The 22,818-nt window shown below is 28.8% G+C and carries 25 protein-coding genes and 1 pseudogene; 24 read left to right on the top strand and 2 right to left on the bottom strand.

Annotated features, from left to right (window positions below):
• Positions 1-335 precede the first annotated feature (335 nt).
• The 6 genes from mntA (at position 336) to B3630_RS10520 (ending at position 6,830) form a co-directional block, all read left to right on the top strand.
• Positions 336-755: a type VII toxin-antitoxin system MntA family adenylyltransferase antitoxin gene (gene mntA / locus B3630_RS10545; protein WP_414633009.1), complete on the top strand. Its 420-nt coding sequence runs from the start codon at positions 336-338 to the stop codon at positions 753-755.
• Positions 748-1,167, top strand: a complete 420-nt coding sequence (locus B3630_RS10540; protein WP_035131763.1) for a HepT-like ribonuclease domain-containing protein — start codon at positions 748-750, stop codon at positions 1,165-1,167. The genes mntA and B3630_RS10540 overlap by 8 nt, the downstream gene beginning before the upstream one ends.
• A gap of 93 nt (positions 1,168-1,260) precedes the next feature.
• Positions 1,261-1,902 (top strand): lactate utilization protein, encoded by a 642-nt coding sequence (locus tag B3630_RS10535; RefSeq protein WP_346897947.1) that lies wholly within the window; start codon positions 1,261-1,263, stop codon positions 1,900-1,902.
• A gap of 277 nt (positions 1,903-2,179) precedes the next feature.
• Positions 2,180-5,596 (top strand): collagenase, encoded by a 3,417-nt coding sequence (locus B3630_RS10530; protein ID WP_346897945.1) that lies wholly within the window; start codon positions 2,180-2,182, stop codon positions 5,594-5,596.
• A 208-nt stretch (positions 5,597-5,804) separates the two neighbouring features.
• Positions 5,805-6,485 (top strand): DUF1048 domain-containing protein, encoded by a 681-nt coding sequence (locus B3630_RS10525; protein ID WP_346897943.1) that lies wholly within the window; start codon positions 5,805-5,807, stop codon positions 6,483-6,485.
• Between the two features lie 12 nt (positions 6,486-6,497).
• Complete coding sequence (locus tag B3630_RS10520; RefSeq protein WP_035131768.1) at positions 6,498-6,830, top strand: PadR family transcriptional regulator; 333 nt, start codon at positions 6,498-6,500, stop codon at positions 6,828-6,830.
• Between the two features lie 93 nt (positions 6,831-6,923).
• On the opposite strand, the gene B3630_RS10515 is transcribed toward B3630_RS10520, so the two are convergent.
• Together B3630_RS10515 and B3630_RS10510 are read right to left on the bottom strand one after the other, a co-directional pair.
• Positions 6,924-7,268, bottom strand: a complete 345-nt coding sequence (locus B3630_RS10515; RefSeq protein ID WP_346897941.1) for a hypothetical protein — start codon at positions 7,266-7,268, stop codon at positions 6,924-6,926.
• Between the two features lie 14 nt (positions 7,269-7,282).
• On the bottom strand, positions 7,283-8,269 hold the full coding sequence (locus B3630_RS10510; protein WP_346897939.1) for a 3-oxoacyl-ACP synthase III family protein: 987 nt from the start codon (positions 8,267-8,269) through the stop codon (positions 7,283-7,285).
• Between the two features lie 398 nt (positions 8,270-8,667).
• Here B3630_RS10510 and B3630_RS10505 point away from each other — a divergent pair, with 398 nt between their 5' ends.
• From B3630_RS10505 to B3630_RS10420, 18 genes and pseudogenes are all read left to right on the top strand, one after another.
• Positions 8,668-9,489 (top strand): MerR family transcriptional regulator, encoded by an 822-nt coding sequence (locus B3630_RS10505; RefSeq protein WP_346897937.1) that lies wholly within the window; start codon positions 8,668-8,670, stop codon positions 9,487-9,489.
• Positions 9,490-9,774: 285 nt separating this feature from the next.
• Positions 9,775-11,007, top strand: coding sequence for an alpha/beta hydrolase (locus tag B3630_RS10500; RefSeq protein WP_346897935.1), 1,233 nt, complete (start codon positions 9,775-9,777; stop codon positions 11,005-11,007).
• 180 nt (positions 11,008-11,187) lie between these two features.
• A complete protein-coding gene (locus B3630_RS10495; protein ID WP_346897933.1) occupies positions 11,188-11,655 on the top strand; it encodes a GNAT family protein in 468 nt (155 codons plus the stop codon).
• A gap of 225 nt (positions 11,656-11,880) precedes the next feature.
• Complete coding sequence (locus B3630_RS10490; protein ID WP_346897931.1) at positions 11,881-12,777, top strand: AraC family transcriptional regulator; 897 nt, start codon at positions 11,881-11,883, stop codon at positions 12,775-12,777.
• A 354-nt stretch (positions 12,778-13,131) separates the two neighbouring features.
• Positions 13,132-13,554, top strand: a complete 423-nt coding sequence (locus B3630_RS10485; protein ID WP_346897929.1) for a GNAT family N-acetyltransferase — start codon at positions 13,132-13,134, stop codon at positions 13,552-13,554.
• A gap of 69 nt (positions 13,555-13,623) precedes the next feature.
• Positions 13,624-13,944, top strand: a complete 321-nt coding sequence (locus B3630_RS10480) for a hypothetical protein (protein WP_346897927.1) — start codon at positions 13,624-13,626, stop codon at positions 13,942-13,944.
• A gap of 111 nt (positions 13,945-14,055) precedes the next feature.
• A complete protein-coding gene (locus tag B3630_RS10475; protein WP_346897925.1) occupies positions 14,056-14,181 on the top strand; it encodes a hypothetical protein in 126 nt (41 codons plus the stop codon).
• A gap of 27 nt (positions 14,182-14,208) precedes the next feature.
• Positions 14,209-14,586: pseudogene (locus tag B3630_RS10470) on the top strand (GNAT family N-acetyltransferase); the annotation flags it as partial.
• Positions 14,587-14,743: 157 nt separating this feature from the next.
• Positions 14,744-15,184: a GNAT family N-acetyltransferase gene (locus B3630_RS10465; protein WP_346897923.1), complete on the top strand. Its 441-nt coding sequence runs from the start codon at positions 14,744-14,746 to the stop codon at positions 15,182-15,184.
• A gap of 56 nt (positions 15,185-15,240) precedes the next feature.
• Positions 15,241-15,765 carry a GNAT family protein gene (locus B3630_RS10460; protein ID WP_346897921.1) on the top strand — a complete coding sequence of 175 codons (525 nt, stop codon included), beginning with the start codon at positions 15,241-15,243 and terminating at the stop codon, positions 15,763-15,765.
• A gap of 30 nt (positions 15,766-15,795) precedes the next feature.
• Positions 15,796-16,044: a DUF4177 domain-containing protein gene (locus B3630_RS10455; protein WP_346897919.1), complete on the top strand. Its 249-nt coding sequence runs from the start codon at positions 15,796-15,798 to the stop codon at positions 16,042-16,044.
• 79 nt (positions 16,045-16,123) lie between these two features.
• The gene (locus tag B3630_RS10450; RefSeq protein WP_346897917.1) at positions 16,124-17,401 is read left to right on the top strand and encodes a S8 family serine peptidase; all 1,278 of its coding nucleotides are present in this window, start codon (positions 16,124-16,126) and stop codon (positions 17,399-17,401) included.
• Between the two features lie 255 nt (positions 17,402-17,656).
• Positions 17,657-18,166 carry an NUDIX domain-containing protein gene (locus B3630_RS10445; protein WP_346897915.1) on the top strand — a complete coding sequence of 170 codons (510 nt, stop codon included), beginning with the start codon at positions 17,657-17,659 and terminating at the stop codon, positions 18,164-18,166.
• A 149-nt stretch (positions 18,167-18,315) separates the two neighbouring features.
• Positions 18,316-18,864 carry a 2'-5' RNA ligase family protein gene (locus B3630_RS10440; RefSeq protein WP_346897913.1) on the top strand — a complete coding sequence of 183 codons (549 nt, stop codon included), beginning with the start codon at positions 18,316-18,318 and terminating at the stop codon, positions 18,862-18,864.
• A 98-nt stretch (positions 18,865-18,962) separates the two neighbouring features.
• Complete coding sequence (locus B3630_RS10435) at positions 18,963-20,177, top strand: DNA glycosylase AlkZ-like family protein (RefSeq protein WP_346897911.1); 1,215 nt, start codon at positions 18,963-18,965, stop codon at positions 20,175-20,177.
• Positions 20,178-20,208: 31 nt separating this feature from the next.
• A complete protein-coding gene (locus tag B3630_RS10430) occupies positions 20,209-20,694 on the top strand; it encodes a GNAT family N-acetyltransferase (protein WP_346897909.1) in 486 nt (161 codons plus the stop codon).
• Between the two features lie 336 nt (positions 20,695-21,030).
• Positions 21,031-21,477, top strand: coding sequence for a helix-turn-helix transcriptional regulator (locus B3630_RS10425; RefSeq protein ID WP_346897907.1), 447 nt, complete (start codon positions 21,031-21,033; stop codon positions 21,475-21,477).
• Positions 21,478-21,616: 139 nt separating this feature from the next.
• Positions 21,617-22,567 (top strand): DUF2935 domain-containing protein, encoded by a 951-nt coding sequence (locus tag B3630_RS10420; RefSeq protein WP_346897905.1) that lies wholly within the window; start codon positions 21,617-21,619, stop codon positions 22,565-22,567.
• The last annotated feature ends 251 nt before the right edge of the window (positions 22,568-22,818 follow it).

Raw genomic sequence — 22,818 nt, 5'->3', positions numbered from 1 at the left:
AATTTTATCATAAAATATTGTAAATAAATTAATTAAATTAACTATTTACAATAAATTTGAAAAGTTATTAAGTAATAATTAAAGTTATTAATAAAACATGTACAATAAATAAACTAATTGAAAAGTAGTATAACATATTATATTAAAAATGAAGAAAATTTTAATAATGGTAGTCTAAAAATTTATAAGTTATGCATATAGTATAATTTATATATACCTATTAAATATAATAGATTATGAAAAGGATCTAAAATTTCGTTTTCGTAACATAGTTTATTATTTTACAAATGTTGTATATAATAAAGATATGAATATTAGAAAAGTTGGTGATCATATTGTCAAACCAATTAATTAAAGAAGAAATTTTAAATAAGTTAAGATCAGAAGAATTTACTGATTTTATAAAGAGATTTGATATTATAAATATAGTTGTATTTGGAAGTATTTTAACTGAAGAGTTTAATGAGGAATCAGATGTAGATATTGCAGTATTAGGAAGAAGTAGTTTCTCTTTAGATGATATTTTAGAAATAGAATTATTTTTAGAAAGGTTTTTGGAAAGAGAAATTGATGTTGTAGATTTAAAGAGTAAAACTTTAGATATATTTGTTAAGATAAGTATTCTAAACTCTTGCGAAATTATATATTCAACTGATAATAAAGTATTTGAAGATTTTTGCGATGACGTGGAATGGATATATAGAGAAAATGAAAATTTTATTCATTTTAGAAAGGTTGATGTTTTGTATGAATGAAGAAAGACTTATGAGAATAATTGAGGATTTAAAGGAATGTAGTAGTGATATAGAAGAATGTATAGAAATTATTAAAACTAGCAATGATAGATTACTCTTAAAGTTAGCAAAATCAAGTTTAAGGCAGTTATTTGTTAGTTTTCATACCATTCTTGAGGATTTATGCTCCATTATACTAAAGGAAATAAAAAGATTTAAGATAGGTATAAGCTTGAGTGATAGCTTAAAAATATTTAGAGAAGAAGGAATCTTAGATCAGGATACATATGAATTCTTAGAAAAATCTAAATTAATTAGAAATAGAATTGCTCATAGATATAAAGAACCAACTCATGAAGAACTTTTCAATCATATTGTGAAATATAAGAGTAAATTTAAAAAAATTATTAGAATAGCAGCTAGTTATTTATAAACTGTAGGAAGAAGATAAGAGAGTAGTATGAAAAATACGATCTATAAAAGCAACTAGGAATATAAAATTCTATTTTAGAAAGGAGCACTTAATATGGATAACAGTACTTTATGGTATATGGAGAAGAGAGTTGATAGAACTATAAAAAATTTAAACAGAAGAAATATGGAGGGATTCTTTGTAAAAGATAAAAGTGAGTTAATGACCCTTTTAAAGAAACTTATAGATGAAAAATCCACAGTAGGGGTAGGGGATTCTATGACACTTTTTGAAACAGATGTCATAGATTTTCTACGTAAGGGTGATTACGTATTTTTGGACAAGTATAGAGAAGGCATTACGAGTGAAGAGAAGAAGGATATTTATATACAAAATTTTTCTGCAAACACATTCATGTGTAGCACTAATGCTCTAACGGAGGATGGAGAGCTGTATAATATTGATGGTAATGGGAGTAGGGTTGCACCTATGCTTTATGGTCCAAAGCAAGTTATTCTAGTAACTGGAATAAATAAGATTGTAAAGGATATAGAGGAGGCAGAAAAAAGAGCTAGAAATTATGCTGCCCCTATTGATGCCAAGAGATTAAATAAAGATACTCCATGCACTACCTTAGGTTATTGTGTAGATTGTAAGAGTCCCAACAGAATATGTAATGATTTCACAATTATTAGAGGCCAATTTATTAAAAATAGAATAAAAGTAATTATTGTGGGAGAACAACTAGGATATTGATAATTTTAAATAATGTATAGTTCGCATAGAACATTAATTTTTAGTCTGAAATACTATAGTAGACTTTAATGAATCCTTATACCAAGTAATAGCTTGATGTAAGGATTTTTTGTTTATAAAAAATATTTATATATAAATTTTATTATAGTATTTTGAAATATTGAAAAAATATAAAAAATATTCATAATTATATAAAAATTAATTAAAAAACATTGTAATTATTCATAGAAGTAGTATAATTATATAAAATATAAAAAATTACAATGGAGGTATTAAAATGAATAAAAAGATTAAAATTACATTAATTGAAAATTTAGTACAATTTATGGGGAGGAAAAATTTTAAGCGAAATGCTTCATTAGCATGTTTAAGTGTATTTATAGTGGTAAATACATCCACTGGAGTTATGGCTATGACTATGGAAGATATGGACAAGATACCAATTAATATAGCAGCAGAAAATAATAAGAATAGGGTAAATCAAAATTTAGAACAAAAGCCAAAACCATATGGAGTATTAAAAGATAGGATTTCAAATAATGAAGAAATTATTCAAGCTAAAACATTAGAAGAGGCTAAAGTAGATGATGTCAGTTTCCTTAAACCTTCAGAAGAGAAGAGTGTAGATACAAAAGCAGTTGAAGTTCAGCTCAACTATACCTTAAAAGAACTTTCAGCGATGAGCTATCAAGAAATGGTTAATACTATTGCATCCTTAGAGTGGAGAAATATCGATGGACTATTTAAGTATTCTACAGATTCACAAGAATTTTATGGTGATAGAGCTCGTGTAAAGTATATAATAGAGGCTCTAGATACAAGAGCTAAAACTTTTACAGGCACTAATAACAATGGTATTCCCACTATAGTAGAAGTTTTAAGATCAGGGTTCTATTTAGGATATTATAATACTGAATTAAGTTATCTAAATGATAGAAACTTTAAAGACTTATGCTTACCAGCATTAAACTCAATGATTGACAATCCTAACTTTAAGTTTGGAAATAAACTTCAAAATAGTGTAGTTGAAAGTTTTGGATCTTTAATTGGAAATGCATCTTCCAGTGTAGAAATAGTTAATAAGTCAGCAGCGCTATTAAGAGATTATAAAATCAACATAGAGATATATGGCACTGATTTATCAAAGGCTAATGCTATCTATGGAGTAATTAAAGGTATATCCTATGATTTAACTTCTGCAGCCTACGGAAAAGATCCTGCAACAATGCCTTACTACGGTAAAATTGATACCTTTATAAATGAATTAAAAGAACTAGCATTAATGAAAAATACTAGTAGTGGTAACCAATGGTTAGTTAATAATGCCATTTATCAAATAGGAGAACTAGGTGTGTTCCATAGCAATCCGAAGATGGCAATTGGATTATTAACTAATGTTATGGATACTTCAAACAAGTATTCAGAGAAATTTTTTATAGCGGCAGAAAGAATTAATTATCTATACAAAGGCATCAACTCACGTGGAGAAAATATAAACTATACCCAACTTCAAGAAGAAGGTTACAACAAGTACCTACCTAATAAGTATACCTTTGATAATGGCTCAATAGTAATGCAAGTTGGATCTAATGTTTCAGAAGAAAAGGTAAAAAGACTTTATTGGGCAGCAAAGGAAGTAGAAGCTCAATTCTTTAGAAATATTGGAAGTGATAAAGTTTTAGAAGCTGGGAATAAAGATAATGTTTTAACTATAAAAATTTTCAACTCCCCATCAGAGTATAAAATGAATCAATATTTAGGTAATGTTAGTGCAGATAATGGCGGAATATATATAGAACCTATAGGAACTTTTTACACTTACGAAAGAACAATTCATGAAAGTATTTATAGCTTAGAAGAACTATTTAGACATGAATTTACTCACTATCTACAGGGTAGATATTTAGTTCCTGGTTTATGGGGACAAGGCCCATTTTATGAAAATGAAGATTTAACTTGGTTTGAAGAAGGTTCAGCAGAGTTCTTTGCTGGATCTACTCGTACAGAAGGAGTGAAACCAAGAGAAGCTATAGTGAATCAACTTGCAAAGGAAGAAGCCAACAGATTTACATTAAGTCAAACTATATCTTCTGGATACAATAGTGGATGGCAATTCTATAATTATGGCTTTGCCCTTGTAAGCTACATGTATAATAGTGATATGGAATCATTAAATAAAATAAATGATTATGTTATTAATACTGATATAAAAGCATACAGAAATTTTATTTCACAATTAAAGGTTGACTCAAACAAAAATGTAGAATATCAACAATATATGCAACAATTAATAGGGGATACTACTATAGGAACTCCATTGGTATCAGATAGTTATACAAAGATTCATCCTAAAAGAACTATAGAAGAAATTTCTTCCGACATAGTAAGTATAAGTAGAATTAGCAGTGTAAATCAAGATAAAACTTATTCAGCAGATTTCAACACATTTAAGATATCTGGTAAGTATGTAGGTGGAACTTCAAAGGGAAGATTACAGGATAATGATGAAATGAATCAAAAAGCTAATGAAATGCTTAAAAACCTATTATTAAAGGGTTGGACAGGCTACGAAACAGTAACTTGCTATTTTACTGATTATAAAGTTGTCAATGGTAAATATGAATATAACTTAGTGTTTAAAGGACTTTTAAATGATAGCTCAGTAAATCCTGAAAATAAAATTCCTACTGCAAGTATAGATGCTCCAGATAATGTAGAAGTAAATAAGGCGGTTTTATTTAGTGCAGATAAATCTGCAGATTCAGATGGATTTATAGTAGCCTATGATTGGAATTTTGGAGATGGATCTACGAGTTCAACTAAAAATCCAACTCACTCTTATAATAAAGAAGGAAATTATGTTGTTACCCTTAAAGTTACGGATAACAAAGGCGCCATTGGAGAAACAACATCTAATATCAAAGCTAGCAAAATATCTGGAGAAAATGGAATAACTTCAGAAGTAGAACCTAATAATGATTATAATCAGGCTAATTACTTTATAGCTAATAATAAAGATGTAACTGGTACTATACAAAATGCTAATGATGAGGATACATTTGCTTTTGAAGTGGAAAATGATGGAGAAGTTGATATAAAGATTACAGGAAATTCATCTAAAATAACTTGGATAGTTTCTAAGGAGAATGACTTAGAAAATTACGTCTGTTGGAATCAATACACTGAAGGAGATATAAGTAAAGGAAGCTTTAGTGCTACTCCAGGAAAGTATTATATTAAACTATACTCAACAGATAAAACTATAGAAAATGGAAACTATATTATAAATATTAATGGTATAAAGTCCTATAATAATGACCCAGAAGTGCCAAGTAATATTACAGAAGTAGAACCAAATAATAGCTTTCAATCTGCAAATGTAGCTATATATAATAACATTGATGCAAAAGGAAAACTATCTACAGGTGGAGACATTGACGTTTTTTACTTTGATGTAGATACTGCATCTAATGTAAATATAAAGGTTGGAAGTACTCAGCAAGGATACACTTGGATAGTGTGTAAATCAGATAACTTAAATAATTATGTTTGCTGGAGTCAGAATAGTGAAGTAGATGGAACTAGTGGAAGCTTTAAGGCTGCACCTGGTAAATATTTTATTAAACTATACTCTTTAAATAACTCCAGCAGTGTTGACTATACTATTAAAGTTGATGGTATAAGACAAAGATAGCGCAAGTTTAATAGTATAACTAAATTTATAGTTTTTTATACTTGATAAATAATAAAGTTTCAACTACAATATAAGATTTAAAATGTAGTTGAAGCTTTTTTATTGACAAAAACACTACCATGCAATACAATATAGAAAAGGACTATTATGCATTGCAATATACCCTGTAATGCATAGTACTTTAAATTTAGTTTTGGAGGGGCAGTTTATGAAAACAAAACAGTATATAAAAGAGGTTAATAAGTTTATTAGTAAACTAAGTAAAGAAAATGAAGAGAAGTTTGAAAATATATTATTTAAAATACGTTTTTCAAATATTAATGATCATGATGCTGAAGAGTTCATACACCATTGTTTAGATCTGTTTTTACAAGCTGAGGAAAGAGGAATTGATGTAGAAGAAGTACTAGGGAATAGTGATATAAATTCCTTTTGTGATGAGTTTATATCAGAAACAATAGAAGGGTATTCAGTGCTAGAAAAATTGTACTGGAAGATTTCTGAACTACCAATAATATTGATTATTTTTACTGGTGTATTTGAGATGTTTGTGGGACAACTAATTGATAGCTGGGTAAATAAAACAACACTATTTACAGTTTCAGTTACAGTTTCAATGTTAGTTAATACTATAATTGCAATTATCTTAACTAATTATTTATTATCTAAAATACAATATATGTATAATATTTTTAATGGAGATGATAAAAAGAAAGATAGAAAGATAACATTTTTATTATGGATAGGCTTTTGCATTATAACAGCTATATTTGTATTAACTAAACTGTTTTTAACAAAGGTACTTTTTGAAGTTAACTATTTAATATTCATGGGCATACTTATAACTATTTATTTGATACAGTATTTCTTTGAAAATAAAAACCAATAGAAGGAGGGAACCATGAATAATAAATCACAGTTATTAAAGGGAAGTTTAGAGGGCTGTGTTCTTAAAATTATAGACTTAAAAGATGAGATTTATGGATATGACATTGCTAGAATACTAAAGGATAATGGTTTTACTGATATTTCTGAAGGAACCTTATATCCACTGTATACACGCCTACAAAAGAATGGTTTTATATCGTCAAAAATGAAGGAGTCTCCCCTTGGCCCTGCTAGGAAATATTATAGCTTAACAGATAAAGGCCGTGAAGAACTAAAGGATTTTGTGGATACTTGGGAATATATGAGTAAAAATATAAATGATATAATTAAAGGGAATATTCAGTAGTGTAGCTACAGAATTATTAGATATATAAGTACCCCATAAGAAAGACTTATAAAATTGTCCGTCTTAAGGGGTACTTTTTATACTATATGCATTTTATAATTTAGATAAATCGGTTACAAATTCAATATCTACATTTAATGAACTTAACAGCCTTTTTAATTGCATTGCAGCAATAGCTGAGCTTGGTGGTGTTGAAACTATATTTTTAAAACCAGTAGACTTATACATTTTAATGCAGTTCTCAAGAATTGGAATCATTTCTGCTTTTGATGTTGATAATTCAGAGCTTTCAAGTGCAAGAGTAAAGTTTGATGGAGTTATAGACTTTACAGCGTTATTGTAATCATTTAAGAAATTTTTGCCATCTTCCTCTTGAAAAAATCCTCCTACAGTGATAAATAATACCTTCTTAGCATTATTAACTTCTACTTTATACATTTAAAATTCCTCCTTTAAAATTTATATAAAAAAGCTCCCATTGTGTATCCAGAACCAACTGAACAAAAAATAACGAGATCTCCCTTATTTATTTTTTTAGTTTCTATAGCTGTATTAAGCGCAAAAAAAGGACTGGTGCATCCAGTATAACCATATTCATCTGCGACAAAGGTATAAGTGTCACTACTAACCTCTAAATTTAATTTATTTAATGTTTCCTTTATATCGGCATGAGAAAACTGTGAAAATAAGAAGTGTTTTATATCTGTTATAGATTCATTTCCTTCTTTTAAGAGTTTATTGATAAGTTTTACCCATTCATCACTAAAGTAAGACACATCATGATTTACCCAAGCATATTTTTTACTATCTATAGGCAGTTCTTCATCATATATATGGGATAATCCACATTCAGGGAAAACCATATATTTATGATTTTTAGAATCAGTATGGAAGGCAGAATTAAGAACCCCACCAGTTTCTTCATCATTAGTAAGTAATATTGCAGCTGCACCATCTCCAACAGTAGAATTTACTAACTCACAATCACTTTTGGCAAGGAGTGAGCCATATGAAGCACCAACGATTAAAGATTTTTTATATTTACTTTTAGATTTCATATAGGTCGCAATGCTATCTATAGCTGTTATCATTCCTATACAATTATCGTTCATGTCATAAGTTAAATCGCAGTTACATGCATCTATAGCATCTCGTATCAAAAGAGCGTTAGTAGGTATTAAATGTTCTACAGAATCACTAACAAATACAATAATATCTAATTCAGAAGCCTTAATATTAGCTTTTTTCAAACAGGATTTAGCAGCTTCCACACTCATAGTAAGAGAATTTTCTGTATTATTATCAACTAAATACCTAGACTTCCGTCCTAAGTGATTTAAAAGTTTTTCTAAATCTTGTCCATATTTGTTAATGAAGTGTTGATTCTCTATTCTTTTTTTAGGATGATATATTGATAATCCTTGAATTTTTATTCCCATAAAGTCCTCCCCATTCACATTTGAATTTGATGTTTAAATATATATTACATATAAACAAAATGGTACAATATATATGTAAAAATTATAAATATAGTAAAAAATATATTCTACTGAGTTTATTATTCTACAAAAATTTCAAATAAAATAAATTTAAAATATAATATAGTATTATATTTTTGATATCACTCTATTATTATCGTCACAATTCGATTTACTTTATATGTTTTATAATTTATATTCTTACTTTATTAGAAGCCGATATTAATTTATGCAAAGAGAGGAAGTTGGATTAACCTCTAACTTTTTTATAGTAGTTGACTCTTGGGTTACCGAAGGGTTTATAATAATAATAGATGGCAAGGTGCACACTTGTAGAGCTTATTTGTTGAGGTGAAGTTATGTTTAAGATTGGTGAATTTTCGCGTATGAGTGGACTTTCAATTAATACACTGTATCATTACGACAATGTAGGAATTTTAAAGCCTATATATATAGATGAATTTACAGGTTATAGATACTATGATGCAAATCAACTTATAACCATAAATAAAATAGTTGCTTTAAAGGATGCTGGATTTTCACTTGTTGAAATCAGCAGTTTCTTTAATAATAATTCTTGTAATGAGTCACTTATAGAGGTTTTGGAAGTGAAAGCAGATTTACTTGAAAAGGCACTAGAACTAGAAACAATTAGGCTTCAACGTCTTCGTACAAATATATTTTTAATAAAGAATGGAGGCATACCTACTATGAATAAAATTTCAATTAAAAAAGTAGAAAAAATCTTAGTTGCATCATTGCGAAAATGTTTTGTGAAGGATGGTAATCAAACTTATGATGAATTTTGTGAAAGCCTATGGGCACAAGTTAATGAATATATAGATAAAGTAAAAGGTAAACGTACAATTCCGTGTATGACACTTTATCATAAGGACAATACTTCAGTACAGGATATGGAAGTTGTAGAACCTATAACAAAATTAATCCCAGAAGGTGATAATGTTAAAGTGCATGAATTACCAATGGTGGAAAAAATGGCTTGCATAGTTCATAATGGCTCATTTGCTACAATTGGAGAAACCTATGAAACAATGCATAAATGGATTTCAGAAAATAAGTATTCAATCTGTGGACCAGTGCGTGAAATATACCATGAAGGTGAATGGGTAACGGATGATCCTAATGAATATGTAACAGAGCTACAATTTCCTATAAAGTAATATGATTAATTTTAAAAAAATAGACTACTCAAGTATATAAAAATTACTACAAAATAAATACTAGAATACCGTATTATTCTTTAAAATGAATATGCGGTATTTTTTAATAATTGAATGCTAAAGTGTTATATATAAATTACCAGGTATAGATATTTTGTATAATATGGTATAATTTCCTTGGAACTGCTTTTGGTTTTTAATACTTACTTTTAATGACTTTATGGGAGTTATAAAATGAGGATTCATTTTTTAAGTGCTAGGTAAATGAAAGGAGTAAAGATTTATATGAAAAAATCTTTAATAAAAAGTAAAGCTATTACTGAATTAGAAAAAAGGGTTAAACAGTATGGATATAGGGCTGTAGAAGAATTCATACATGATTTACAACATAAGGGTTCTCCAATAATAGAACATATAGAGAATCATGATAAAAATAGCTTAGTTACTTTTATATATGAAGGGAATAAAGAGCATAAAAATGTTTTGTTTATACCTGATATGGGATTAGATAGATTTAAAGATAACTATAGAGATTTTCAAATGGAAAAAATAATAGAAACGGACCTATGGTTTATTACTTATGAAGTAAGAAATAATTTAAGATTTATATATTACTTTTCACCAGATGATCCATTGGATGATAATTGGAATGAAAGATTTGGTAGTAGAGTTAAGTATGATAAGTTTTGTAAAAGAGCATTGAGTTTTGATAAAGAAAATCCTGAGGATAAGGGTTCTTATGTATTAATGCCTAAGTCACCAGAAGATATTTGGTCAACAAAAATAGAGGATGTACCAAAAGGAAAAATAGAGGAACATAGGTTTGAAAGTGAAAACTTAGAGGATAAGCGTAGAATCAGAGTTTATATACCTTATGGATATGATGAGAAAGAAAAACCTTATGGATTTATGGTTTTAACTGATGGTGATGATTATATATCTACTCTTTCTGCAATAGAAACTTTGAATAATCTTATTGCTGCTAAAGAAATACCATCTATAGTTGCCATATTTATTGATTCAACAAAAAACAGAGGAAAAGAACTAAAGTGTAATGATTCATTTTGTAAGTGCATTGCAAGGGAGGTAATCCCATGGGCTAAAAAAAATTATAATATTTCTAGCATGCCAGAAAAAGCTATAATTTGTGGACTTAGTCTAGGAGGATTAACAGCAGCTTATTTAGGGTTAAACTATTCAGAAATTTTTGGAAATGTCCTTTCTCAATCAGGTTATTTTTGGTATAATTCAGAAGACTATGTACCTAATGAGGATTGCTGGATGAGCAAAATGTTTAAAGAAGTAAATACGCTCAATCTTAAATTTTACCTAGATATGGGGGTTTTGGAAACTAAGTATAAAATTATAGATCCTAATATAAATTTAAGAGATACATTGATATCTAAAGGATATAAAGTTGATTTGCGATGGTTTAATGGAGGACATGATTACTTATCTTGGGGAGAAACATTGGCACATGGATTAATTTCGCTTATAGGAATAAAGGAGAAATTATAAGGATATAGCAATGTGTCATTAGAAAGGTGAATAAGAACAGTATTCTTTGAAGCAGTAATAGATATAAATAAATTTAAAAGTATGTTACAATATGTATAAATATGTAATATATATAAATTCAAATTACATATAAGCGATGAAACTTACAAAATGTTAAATTTTAATTAGGGGGATTTGGGGATGAATAAAATTACAAAATATGAATTTAGGAAAGTAACAAATAATGATGTTGAAGATATGCTTACATGGAAGTATGAAGGAATTTACTCATTTTTTGATAATGACTTCTCAGAAGGAAAAATAAATTATGTAAAAAGTTTTCCTATGGATGATAATGTGTACGCAATTTATAATGATAAAAATGAATTAGTAGGAAATTGTGCTTTTTACCTTAAGGATAAAGTAAGCTTTTCAATTCAAATGAGACCAAGTTTAACAAGCAAAGGCATGGGAAAGGAATTTTTACAAGCTATTTTAGACTTTGCTAAGGAAAGGTATAATTTAAAAAATATAGAGCTTTCAGTTCTTAAATTTAATGAAAGAGCTATAAGATTATATAAAAGTTTAGATTTTAAAGTTATAAATGAATTCATAGGAAAAACAGTTAAGGGAGAAATGGAATTTATAACTATGTCAAAAGAATTATAAACAGAGTTCTAAGTATCAGTATTTTCGATACTTAGAACTCGTTGTCCATTTGGGTAAATCGTTATCCAAGGACGTAGCAACTCTTTACTCTGACTTTTAAGAAGATGGGAGTATTAGAGCTGGTAGTCATCAGATAATTATTGACTACCCTACATATTTGAACTCAGAATGCAGGGTAGTCTTATATTTCCTTTGTTACAATTAAATATGAAAGGGGAAGGTAAAATGGAATGGGTTGAGAGAATGACAGCAACAATAGATTATATTGAGAATCATTTGACTGATGATATTATGTATGATGAAGTAGCAAAAGTTTCTTGTTGCTCAATGCATCAATTTGGACGTGTTTTTTCTTATGTTGTAGGGGTATCTCTATCTGAATATATTCGTCGTAGAAGATTAACTCTTGCAGCATTAGATTTACAAAGTAGCAATGAAAAAGTTATTGATATTGCTATAAAGTATGGATATAATTCGCCCGATGCATTTACTCGTGCTTTCGTCGGAATGCATGGTGTAACTCCTAAGGTAGCGCGCACTTTAGGAGTAAAACTTAAAGCCTATCCACCCATCACTTTTCATATTTCAATAAAAGGAGATGTTGAGATGGAGTATCGCATTGAGGAAAAGAAAGAAATAAAATTGGTTGGACTTGTTAAACAAATAAAGAGGCGGTCTGCTAATGCTGAAGCTAATGATTGGAAAGAAGCTTTAGGTGAAGCATGGGATATTTGGGATGAATTTTTGGATGGTGATATTGATAGGAAGATAGCATGTGAATATAAACTTTATCGCAGCCCCATGTGGCAGATGGGTTTCACAAAAACTTTAGAAAATGGAGAAACCTTACTGGCTATTGGTGCTGAAGCTGATGAAAATGTTGTAACGGATTTGCAAAGCCATACTATACCAGCAGGAAAATGGGCAGTATTTACTGCAAGAGGAAGCCGCAATGGCAAAGAGCACCCAATTGATGTCATGTGGACGAAAATAACAGCAGAATGGCTTCCTAACTGTGGATATGAAAGAGCAGCAGATTATGAACTTGAAGTTTATCTACCGGGAGATACAAATGATGATGATTATGCCTGCGAAATATGGGTTCCTATTACTAAGAAGTAGATATATATATATTCTAAACTTAAAAATATCTATAAAAATAAATATTCATTGGTTAAAATACCGTAGTATTCAGTAATGATTACACGGTGTTTTTATTTTATGATTTAACTATATAGTAAATTGTATAATTAAAATAATATTATTTGAGAGTTGAATAACATGGTATTTAAAATATAAATTACTATAAAAATATATAGAAAATAATTTGGTTCAATATGGTATAATTTCATTAAGTTTACTTGTTTTATAGGTCACATATAGGAAAAAGTATTATGAGTTTTAGTGTATAATGTGATGTTTATTTAAAATAAAATAATTATTTAAATAATGAAAAGTAGGAAGGGGCAAGTATAGATGATATCATATAAAGTAGGATTAGAAAATATTCAGTGGGATAAACTTTTTGACCTATATAAAAGAGTTGGATTATTGAAACGGTTTATAGAAAATAATGAATACTGTAAAATTCAATCAGCATTTAAAAATAGTTATAAAGTTGTTATAGCATGGGATGATGAAAAATTAATAGGAGCCTGTAGAATGATATCAGATGGAATATGTTATGGCTCAGTATTTGATGTGGGGGTATTGCCTGAATATCAGAAAAAGGGTGTAGGAAAGAATTTAATGAACACACTTTTGGAAGGAGAAGAATATATACCTATTCATCTTACCGCTACCTTTGGAAATGAAGATTTCTATAAAAAAATTGGTTTTAAAAAGCATAAAACGGCTTATTCTAAATATCCATGGGAAACCATATATACAGAAGAATAAGCATGTTAAGGAAGGAGTAGTATAAATAGTGTATCTTTGAGATAATAAAGCAAATTTAAGGAGAAAATTATGAATAACATAGAACAAGTATTACAAACGGAATATAGTGAAGAATTTGATAAACTAAGAAAAAATAGAATGTTTGTCAGTTATCATAAATACGGTCATATAAAAAATAACTATGGTGATGGTTTAATTAATTCAGTTGAAAATCTAGAAATAAGGTTAAAAAAGTATAAAGAAACTGGTAATACAGAATTTTTAGTTGATGTTGCAAACTTCGCAATGATCGAATTTATGTATCCTAAACATGGAAATGCTCACTTTGATAGTGAAACCCACGGTACTAGATTAAAGGGAATGACTGTTAATGACTTGAAACAGTTATGATACATAATTCAACTAGAGGGTTAAGAATCAAAAATAATGGTTGATAAAATTTTAGTGTAGATAAATGAGTTAGATAAGACATTTGGTTTTTTAGATATAACGGAGGTAAGAATGATAAAGAATATTATCAATGAAACAGGATTTAATATAGAAACAAGTAGGTTACCTCTTGTACCTATTTCAGAAGAATTCGCATATGATTATTTTACTGAATTTAATGATGAAATAACAAAATAATAGTATCCTGAGCCTTATAAAAGCCTAGATAGTACAAGAAAATTTATTGATGAGTTTACAGAACTTAAAGAGTCGGGAACAAATTTGGTGTGTTGTATTTTAGATAAGGAATATAAATTCATTGGAAGTATAGAGATTCATCTGATAGATACTAAGACTCCTGAGGTAGGTTTATGGATACGAAAGGATGAACAACGTAAGGGGTATGGATATGAAGCCATTACTGGTCTAACTAACTTTTTTCGTGAACATATGGATTTAGATTATTTTATTTATGAGGCAGATCGTCGTAATCCTAATAGTATTCAGTTAGTTAAAGCTCTAAGTGGAATAGAGGTTGGATTCAATAAAGTAGAAAGTAATGGTGGAAGTACCTTAGAGTTGAACGCGTATTATATTAAATAGTAAGGTTATAAAATATCGGATTATTCAGAAATGAGTATACGATATTTTTTTATTCTCTAATTTTACTACATATACAAATATATAGAGGATAATTTAGTATAATGTGGTATAATTTTGTTATAATTACCATTTTAGAGAATGTTAGGGAGGGGGTTTAATGATCCATTTAAAAGAAGTTACGGAGAAAAATTGGAGAGAAGTTAACTCACTAGAAGTGGAAAAAGAACAGCAACATTATGTATGCTCTAACGTTGGTATTTTGGCTAGAGCTTATGCTTTTAGATCTCAAAGAAGTCAAGCTAAAGCAATATATAATTATAGTGAAATAGTAGGATTATTAATGTATAGAGAGTGTGATGAATTACAAGCATTTGTATTTGATCAAATGATGATTGATAGAAAATATGAGAGAAATGGATATGGAGAAGAAGCGGTATCCAAAGCAATAGAACTGATGAGAAATACTGCAAATTACAGCAGAATAGTTTTATGTTACTGTGATGGTGATATTGCTGCTAAAAATCTTTATATCAAGTTAGGCTTTCTTCATACAGGAGAAGTAGATGAAGATGAAATAATTATGGCTCTAGATTTATAGAGTTAATTATATTTATAATATTCAATGTTATTACTACATTATGCAAGGAGGAGTCTATGATTAGAATTGAAGGAGACAAGATTTATTTAAAAACATGTACTAGAGATGAATATTGTGAACACTATAAATCCTATGTTGCAGATCTAATTATGGATCCAAATATCTATGTTTATGATAAAGAAAAGGTTGATAAAAAATATGATTCTATTATAGAAAAGGAATCATGGTATCCTAGGGTTGGAATTTTTTTAAGGGTTGGAAGGATTATTGGAGAATTATCTTTCAAAAGAATTGATTATAAAAAAGGTAGATGTGAACTTGGACTTGCCATTGTCAATAATAATTATAAGGGATTAGGGTATGGAACTGAAGCAGTTAAATTGGCAATAGACTATGTATTTAATACATTAAACATTAAATGCATATATGCTGATACAATGGGCTCAAATAAGAGAATGAAAAGTATATTTGATAAATTTGGATTTGAGTTTATAAATAGAGAAGAGCATTTTTATTATATGCATGATAGATGGGAAGATAAGCTAAATTATATATTAAGAAATCCAGAGGTACTGTACTAACTAAAGAAGAGGTTAATATTGGGGGGTACAATGGTTAAACCCAATGTGGATAGTAATGGATGTTTACAATTATTTTACAAGGGAGGGGTTTATGTGTATGAGTATAAATATGTTGAAGCAACTTTAGATGGTTTCTTTACGAAAGGTAATCATCATGAAATAATAGATAAATATGCTAAAGAAGGCTGGAAGTTAGTACAAGTATTGCCTACTTATTATAATTCTTACGGAAAACCTACTGATCATGAAATTATATTTGAACGTGAAATTCAAGAATAAAGACAACATCTATATAAATAACTAAAAACTATATTTATTGAAGTTAGAGAAAAGTAAAAAATGAAAGGGTGGATATTAAATGAAAAGAAAGTTAACAATAGTGTTGTTGGTAGCAGTATTTGTAATAAATATCACTGCCTGCAATAATAAAGTTAACAGCAAAGAAAAAATTTCTACTAATGATAATGTTAAAGAAGAGGTAAAAATTGAAAGATTTCCGTACATGGCTGATTTTGGAAGAGGGAGTATAAATAACATTGAAGAACTCAAAGATCAGTGGGGAAAAAATAGTAATGATTTAAGAGGATATGACCTTGAGAAACTTGATTTATCTGGGGAGAAAGATAAGCTTTTAAATTCAGTGTTTGATAGTAAAACAAAATGGCCAGGGAAACTTCCAGAGGAGTTTAACCCTGAAAGTTTTTTAGAGTTTCATAAAAATCCAGGTCTTGAAATAAAAAAACTTCATGAAAGAGGAATAACTGGTAAGGGGATAAACATAGCATTTATCGATTATTCTCTTTTAGTAAATCATGAGGAATATCATGATAGAGTAAAGATGTATGAAGAAATTCATTATGAACCAGAAGAAGCACAGATGCATGCTCCAGCAGTGGCATCAATTGCAGCAGGTAAGAATACTGGAGTTGCATCAGAAGCAGATTTGTATTTTATAGCATGCGAAAACTATAACTTTGTTAATAGTGAAATGGAAATAGATTTTTCTTGGACAGCAAAAGCAATTGAAAGAATTATTGAAGTAAATAAATCTTTGCTAAAGGATGATAAGATACGAGTTTTATCTATATCAGCAGGATGCAAGCCTGAAAGTAAGGGGTATAAGGAATTTATAGAAGCAATAAAAAAAGCAATTGAAGAAAATATATTTGTTATAACAGTAAATATGTTTGATACATATGAGGATAAGTTTTATTTCCATGGATTAGATATAGATTCTCTTGCAGATAAAGATGATATTTCTAATTATAAAGTTACACAATGGAATAAGTGGGTATCGAAAATAGAGCATATTGATGAACTTAATAAGTATTATGAAGAGAAATTTAATATGGACAAACCAGGAGAATTACTACTAATTCCTATTGATTCTAAAACAGTAGCTAGCCCTACAGGAGAGAAGGATTATGTATTTTATAGAGAAGGTGGATGGAGCTGGTGTATGCCTTATCTTGCTGGACTTTATGCTTTAGCTTGTCAAGTAAAACCCAATATTACGCCAGAAGAATTTTGGAAACAAGCTCTTGCAACAGGAGATAGCAGACAAATCGAAAAGGGAACAGAAAAATATAAGGGAAAAATAATAAATCCTGAAAAATTAATCTCTAGTTTTGAATAAAAATGCAAATTTTATGACATAGAAAGATAACATCATTCTTGGAGATTTATTAATATAGGTATGTCTGATATTTATTCTAAAAATTATAAAAGTGGCTACTTCTATTTTGAAGTAACCACTTTGCTTTTTTGTAGAATAAATTAACTTATATATAAAATATATACATAGCATTAAAATAAATGTTACAATAAAAACATGCTTAAGCAGTGGTTATGTAGGTGATAAAGTACTGATAATTTTATAGGAGGAAAACGCATGGAGTATTTTGATATTTTAAATAGATATGGTAGTAGAAGTGGTAAAATAGCACCAAAAGATGAAGAGCTTTTAGAAGGACAATATGATTTAGGAGCACATGCATATATACATAACTCAAAGGGTGAGTTTTTAATTCAACGAAGAGCAAAAACAAAAGAATTCTTACCTGGTGGATGGGATATTCACATGGGACACGTTATAGCTGGAGAAACAAGTAAAGAGGCTATTATTAGAGAGATACATGAAGAGTTAGGTATAATAATAGATGATATAAATTTTGTTAAAAGAGTTTTATGGGAAAAACACAATCATTTCATTGATATTTTTGTATTATGTAAAGATATTGATACTTCAGATTTAACCTTACAAAAGTCAGAGTTAGACGATGTTAAATATATTTCAGCCCAAGAGATGATTAATTTGATAAAATCCATGGACTACAGACCTGAAGAATATAGAACAGTTATGAATGACTATGTTAATGAAATTATTTTAAATTTTAAGTAGAATTATATAAATATATAACTATTTGCATATGGAAATATTTATATAGTTCTTGTCATACCAAGGGTTTCAGCCATTTTTATATTTGAACAACATGAAATTTATAAGCAGATTTATAATAAAATATATTTACATATGTAAGGAGAATTAGTATGAAATATGCAATAGAATTATACTTTGATAAGGAAACAGAGGAAAAAATTATAAAATTAGCTAAAGGAATTGCAAGAGAGGGAATTAGTAAAAAATATTTAGAATGGAAGACTCGTCCTCATATTACCATAGCTATATTTAATGATATTGATATTGAGAAATGTGACAAGCTACTAAAAGAAATAGCTAAGGATACAAAATCATTTCCCGCTTTGCTTTCTAGTATTGGGGTGTTTAATAATACTCGAACAGTATATCTTGCACCAGTTGTATGTGATGAGTTAATTGATTTACACAAAAATATACACGAAACCTTTACATTTTGTGATCATAGTGGTTGGGAATACTACACAACTGGACAATGGGTGCCACATTGTGCCGTTATGCTGGGTAGTGAAGATAAAGAATATGCATTAGTGGAGGCTACAAAATACGTAATCGAAAACTATGAGGTTTTTCCAAACAGTAGATATGAAGAAATTGGTTTTGTTGAAGTTATAATGCCTGTAAAAGAAATAAAACCTCATAAGCTCAATATTTTCATGTAATTATAATTATTATAAGAAGTTTTATCAGAATAATTTATTTTAAAATCTAGTCTTAAAATTGAAAATGTAATAAATAAAAATTTTAGTGAGGAAGTAATATGAAAAAAATTTCTATGTCAAAGGGCGAATTGAGAAAATTCCTGGTGATGTATCAGGGACTATCTTCACCAAAATCTTTTAAGGGTGAAGATGGTATTAAGAATTTTATAAATAGAGTAGGGTGCATACAATATGATCCTTTAAATATGGTAGGGAGAAATGCTGATTTGGTGCTTCAGTCCAGAGTTGAAAACTATGACCCTATGATGCTAGAAAATCTTCTTTATGATAAAAGAGAGCTCATAGATGGTTGGGATAAAATGATGGCTATCTATTCTGTCAATGACTGGCCTTATTTTGAAAAAGTGAGATTAAGAAGAAAAGGAGAGATTGAGAGAGTATTGCATCATAGAAGTTCAATTGAAGCAATTAATCATGTGGATGTAGCAAAAGAATACATAGAGAAAAATGGTGCTACTTTGCCTTCAAAGCTGGATATTGGACGGGTGAAAAGTAGAGTTTGGGGTCATGGGAAACTTTCCAGCGCTACCATGGACTATATGTGGAACAGCGGAATTTTGGGCATTAAAGAAAAGAAGAACACACAAAAGGTTTATGACTTGATAGAAAATTTATTGCCTAAAGAGATAATAGAAATGAAGGAACCTTTTAATAATGATAACGATTTTTATAAGTGGTATTTTAAAAGAAGAATAGGAAGCATAGGAATCTACTGGGATAGAAATGGTGGAGGATGGCTTGGTCATTTTGTATCTGATAAAAATCTTAGAAAGAAAATATTAAAGGAGCTACTAGAAGATGGTGAGCTTATACTTGTAAAAGTAGATGGATTAAATGAAACTTTCTATATCAGATCTGAAGATATTCCAATGCTAGAAAATATTAAAATTAATATTGATAAAGAGGCAAGTTTCCTGGCTCCACTTGATAATCTTCTTTGGGATAGAAAGTTAGTTAAAGATATTTTTGATTTTGAATATAGTTGGGAAGTATATAAACCTATTTCAAAGAGGCAGTATGGATATTATGTATTACCAGTTTTATATGGAGATAAGCTTGTAGCAAGATTTGAACCTGAAATGCATCGAGGAAATGAACCATTAATAATAAAAAATTGGTGGTGGGAAGAGAACTATCAGGTAACAGAGAATGATATAGAAGCAATGGTAGAATGTTTTGAGAGGTTTTGTAAGTATTTGAAGGCAGATGGACTAGCAGAAGATTTATACAAAAAAATAAGTTATAAAGGATGATTTTAATTCTATCTATGAAAGAAGGGGTTTTATGAATAAACTTATTTTAACAGAGGAGTTAATTGAAAAAGTGAAATTGCCAAAAGGAATTTATATTAGACAATTTAATGAAATAGATTTTTCTTCTATTAAAGTATTATACGAGAAAGAAGGATGGATGACATTCTTAAAAAGATCAGAAGATGCATTAAAGGCATGGGAAAATTCTAATATTACACTTGTTGCATTAGATGGAGATATAATAGCTGGGTTAATTCGTGCATTAACAGACGGAGAAATCACTACTTATATAGCTGAAATTATAGTTGATACTAATTATAGAGGAATGGGCATAGGAAAAGCTTTAATTGATATATGTCATAATTTATATCCAAATACAAGATTAGATTTACTTTCAACGGATGGAGCTGACGACTTTTATCAAAGAAATAGTTTTAGAATGAACATGGGATTTAGAAAGAGTTATTCTGTGGGAAGAGAATGTTGTAATGCCTGTGAAAGAAATAAAACCTCATAAGCTCAATATTTCCATGTAATTTATTTTTACTATGAAAAATAATGATTAGTAATTGATTAGGAGTGATATATATGATTATGCAACACATATTGTTACAGGAGCAGGAGTCGTTGAAAATGATAAGAATGTTGAATATTTAGCATATGTTATAAAGTAAGAATTTGACTTGCAAGTTAGTATAAAGATATAGGGGTAATATTTAAAGGAAATATGAGAGAGTTATAATGTTAAGTTTAGTTGACAAATTTTCATTTTTACTTGATAGAAAAGGTGTTTAGTATTTAGTATACTATAGCTACAAGTTAATTTGGATTTTAAGAAAGGCTGGTGATAATTATGTCATTAGGCGAAAAATTATTATATTTACGTAAAAAGGAAGGTTTATCTCAGGAGGATGTTGCAGAGAAATTAAGTGTATCTCGACAAACGGTAAGTAAATGGGAGACTGACCAAACGGTTCCTGAACTTATTAAAGCAAAATTATTAGGTCAACTTTATAATGTAAGTTATGATTATCTTATTAGTGGAAGCCATATTAGTGGTGATGTTACTAGTATTGAAATGATAGTTGATGAAATGGACTGGACAAGTGCATGGAGTAAAAAGTATCCAATTTTGGCTTCATATCAAAGTGTGAAAGGAATAAATACTTATAGTGAGAAAGTATCTGAGTTGTACGATACTTTTAAAGATGAGTTTGGGTTTGACGACGTAGATACTGTTTTAGTTTTAAAAGATATTCTTTACCAAAAGTATAAAATGGCAAAAAAGAAAAACAAGTAAAATACACAAAATTTGTGGTAGTTTTAAAATTACCTAGGGTGTTTTGGAAATATTTGTAATGAAAATTAATTAAATTATGTTGTTAGTATATAAGTATAAGCATATATTATTAATGAAGTATTATTTAAAGGGAGAAAATATGTTATCTAAGGAGAAGTTTATTAAACAATCGCTAGAATTAAATCTATTCTTTTTAAGAATAATGAAGGAACATCTAGTTTTTGTTGGTGCATCATTAATGCCTAGATCTCAAAATTACCTTCATTATGCTGATATGTTAAAGGAACAACTAGATGGATTGCTTAGAAAAACCATAAAATTATCTAGTGGAATTATCGATACCAACATTGGTAATACAGGAGAAATAATTACAAACTATACACTAGAAGCAGAAAGAGCTACAGAATTTTACACTGGAATTAATATCAATACAAATACAACTGAAATGGAATTATCTTTAGGAGATTATCAAAATGGTAAAAATATAGATAATTTATCAGAAGAAGTATTTTATCTAAATGAGAAGATTATTCCTGTAGTAAATGAAACTGCAAAGTTAAAAAATAAAATAAAAATGAACGTATTAAAGTGCAAGATGTTTACAGGTTCTTATCCCCTTTTAGTGGATCATATTTTAAGAGAGGCAATGTTCTATCTTAGAATGTTAGGAAGGTTACAAGAAAGAGTCGAGATGGATATTAATAAGGAAATGGTTGATCAGGAAGCTTTCTGGAACAGAATTATGGCTGAACACTCTAAATTTATTAGAGGCCTTTTAGATCCAACAGAAGAGGAGTTATTTAATGTTGCTAACATGTTTGGTAAGCAATTTGATAGATTGACAGAAGAAGCTCTTACTATGCATGACAATGCAATTTCATTATCGCATATATCAACTGTGACTGGGGAGAGTAGAGAGGCCACTAAAGATATTAGAGATTTTAAGATGAAAGGTACAGAAGGATTATTAAATTGTAAGATTAAGTCAATAATTTTACCACTCTTAGGAGATCATGTTCTAAGAGAAGCAAATCATTATCTAAGATTGCTAAATAACTATAAAACAAAAACATATTCTTCATATAGATAAGGCTGATATAAGAATAAATGGTTTTCTAAAATACTGTGAAATTTAGTGATGAATTTTACGGTATTTTTATTTTTCAATAATTAAATTATATTACTATTTAAGTATTAAAACTTGGATAATAAATGTTTAAAACTGAAGAGGGTATTGTCAGAATAATGTGATATATTTTACTCTTTTCATTAAAGTTATATGTTATAATTTTTTAAAAGAATTATTTGTAATTAATTTAAATATATAGTAAATGTTCAAAA

The organism is Clostridium sp. UBA7503, assembly GCF_002477055.1.
Lineage (GTDB): Bacteria > Bacillota > Clostridia > Clostridiales > Clostridiaceae > Clostridium_J > Clostridium_J sulfidigenes.
This window is presented reverse-complemented; position numbering and strand designations above follow the sequence as displayed.

Bases quoted from the DNA above. Each gene is read 5' to 3' on its own strand.
- B3630_RS10525 (WP_346897943.1), top strand. From the start codon at position 5,805: ATGAAAACAAAACAGTATATAAAAGAGGTTAATAAGTTTATTAGTAAA.
- B3630_RS10440 (WP_346897913.1), top strand. From the start codon at position 18,316: ATGAAATATGCAATAGAATTATACTTTGATAAGGAAACAGAGGAAAAA.
- B3630_RS10435 (WP_346897911.1), top strand. From the start codon at position 18,963: ATGAAAAAAATTTCTATGTCAAAGGGCGAATTGAGAAAATTCCTGGTG.
- B3630_RS10530 (WP_346897945.1), top strand. From the start codon at position 2,180: ATGAATAAAAAGATTAAAATTACATTAATTGAAAATTTAGTACAATTT.
- B3630_RS10510 (WP_346897939.1), bottom strand. From the start codon at position 8,269: ATGGGAATAAAAATTCAAGGATTATCAATATATCATCCTAAAAAAAGA.
- B3630_RS10490 (WP_346897931.1), top strand. From the start codon at position 11,881: ATGGAATGGGTTGAGAGAATGACAGCAACAATAGATTATATTGAGAAT.
- B3630_RS10445 (WP_346897915.1), top strand. From the start codon at position 17,657: ATGGAGTATTTTGATATTTTAAATAGATATGGTAGTAGAAGTGGTAAA.
- B3630_RS10450 (WP_346897917.1), top strand. From the start codon at position 16,124: ATGAAAAGAAAGTTAACAATAGTGTTGTTGGTAGCAGTATTTGTAATA.
- B3630_RS10500 (WP_346897935.1), top strand. From the start codon at position 9,775: ATGAAAAAATCTTTAATAAAAAGTAAAGCTATTACTGAATTAGAAAAA.
- B3630_RS10495 (WP_346897933.1), top strand. From the start codon at position 11,188: ATGAATAAAATTACAAAATATGAATTTAGGAAAGTAACAAATAATGAT.
- B3630_RS10425 (WP_346897907.1), top strand. From the start codon at position 21,031: ATGTCATTAGGCGAAAAATTATTATATTTACGTAAAAAGGAAGGTTTA.
- B3630_RS10480 (WP_346897927.1), top strand. From the start codon at position 13,624: ATGAATAACATAGAACAAGTATTACAAACGGAATATAGTGAAGAATTT.
- B3630_RS10520 (WP_035131768.1), top strand. From the start codon at position 6,498: ATGAATAATAAATCACAGTTATTAAAGGGAAGTTTAGAGGGCTGTGTT.
- B3630_RS10515 (WP_346897941.1), bottom strand. From the start codon at position 7,268: ATGTATAAAGTAGAAGTTAATAATGCTAAGAAGGTATTATTTATCACT.
- B3630_RS10460 (WP_346897921.1), top strand. From the start codon at position 15,241: ATGATTAGAATTGAAGGAGACAAGATTTATTTAAAAACATGTACTAGA.
- B3630_RS10505 (WP_346897937.1), top strand. From the start codon at position 8,668: ATGTTTAAGATTGGTGAATTTTCGCGTATGAGTGGACTTTCAATTAAT.
- B3630_RS10475 (WP_346897925.1), top strand. From the start codon at position 14,056: ATGATAAAGAATATTATCAATGAAACAGGATTTAATATAGAAACAAGT.
- B3630_RS10420 (WP_346897905.1), top strand. From the start codon at position 21,617: ATGTTATCTAAGGAGAAGTTTATTAAACAATCGCTAGAATTAAATCTA.
- B3630_RS10430 (WP_346897909.1), top strand. From the start codon at position 20,209: ATGAATAAACTTATTTTAACAGAGGAGTTAATTGAAAAAGTGAAATTG.
- B3630_RS10540 (WP_035131763.1), top strand. From the start codon at position 748: ATGAATGAAGAAAGACTTATGAGAATAATTGAGGATTTAAAGGAATGT.
- B3630_RS10465 (WP_346897923.1), top strand. From the start codon at position 14,744: ATGATCCATTTAAAAGAAGTTACGGAGAAAAATTGGAGAGAAGTTAAC.
- B3630_RS10535 (WP_346897947.1), top strand. From the start codon at position 1,261: ATGGATAACAGTACTTTATGGTATATGGAGAAGAGAGTTGATAGAACT.
- B3630_RS10455 (WP_346897919.1), top strand. From the start codon at position 15,796: ATGGTTAAACCCAATGTGGATAGTAATGGATGTTTACAATTATTTTAC.
- B3630_RS10485 (WP_346897929.1), top strand. From the start codon at position 13,132: ATGATATCATATAAAGTAGGATTAGAAAATATTCAGTGGGATAAACTT.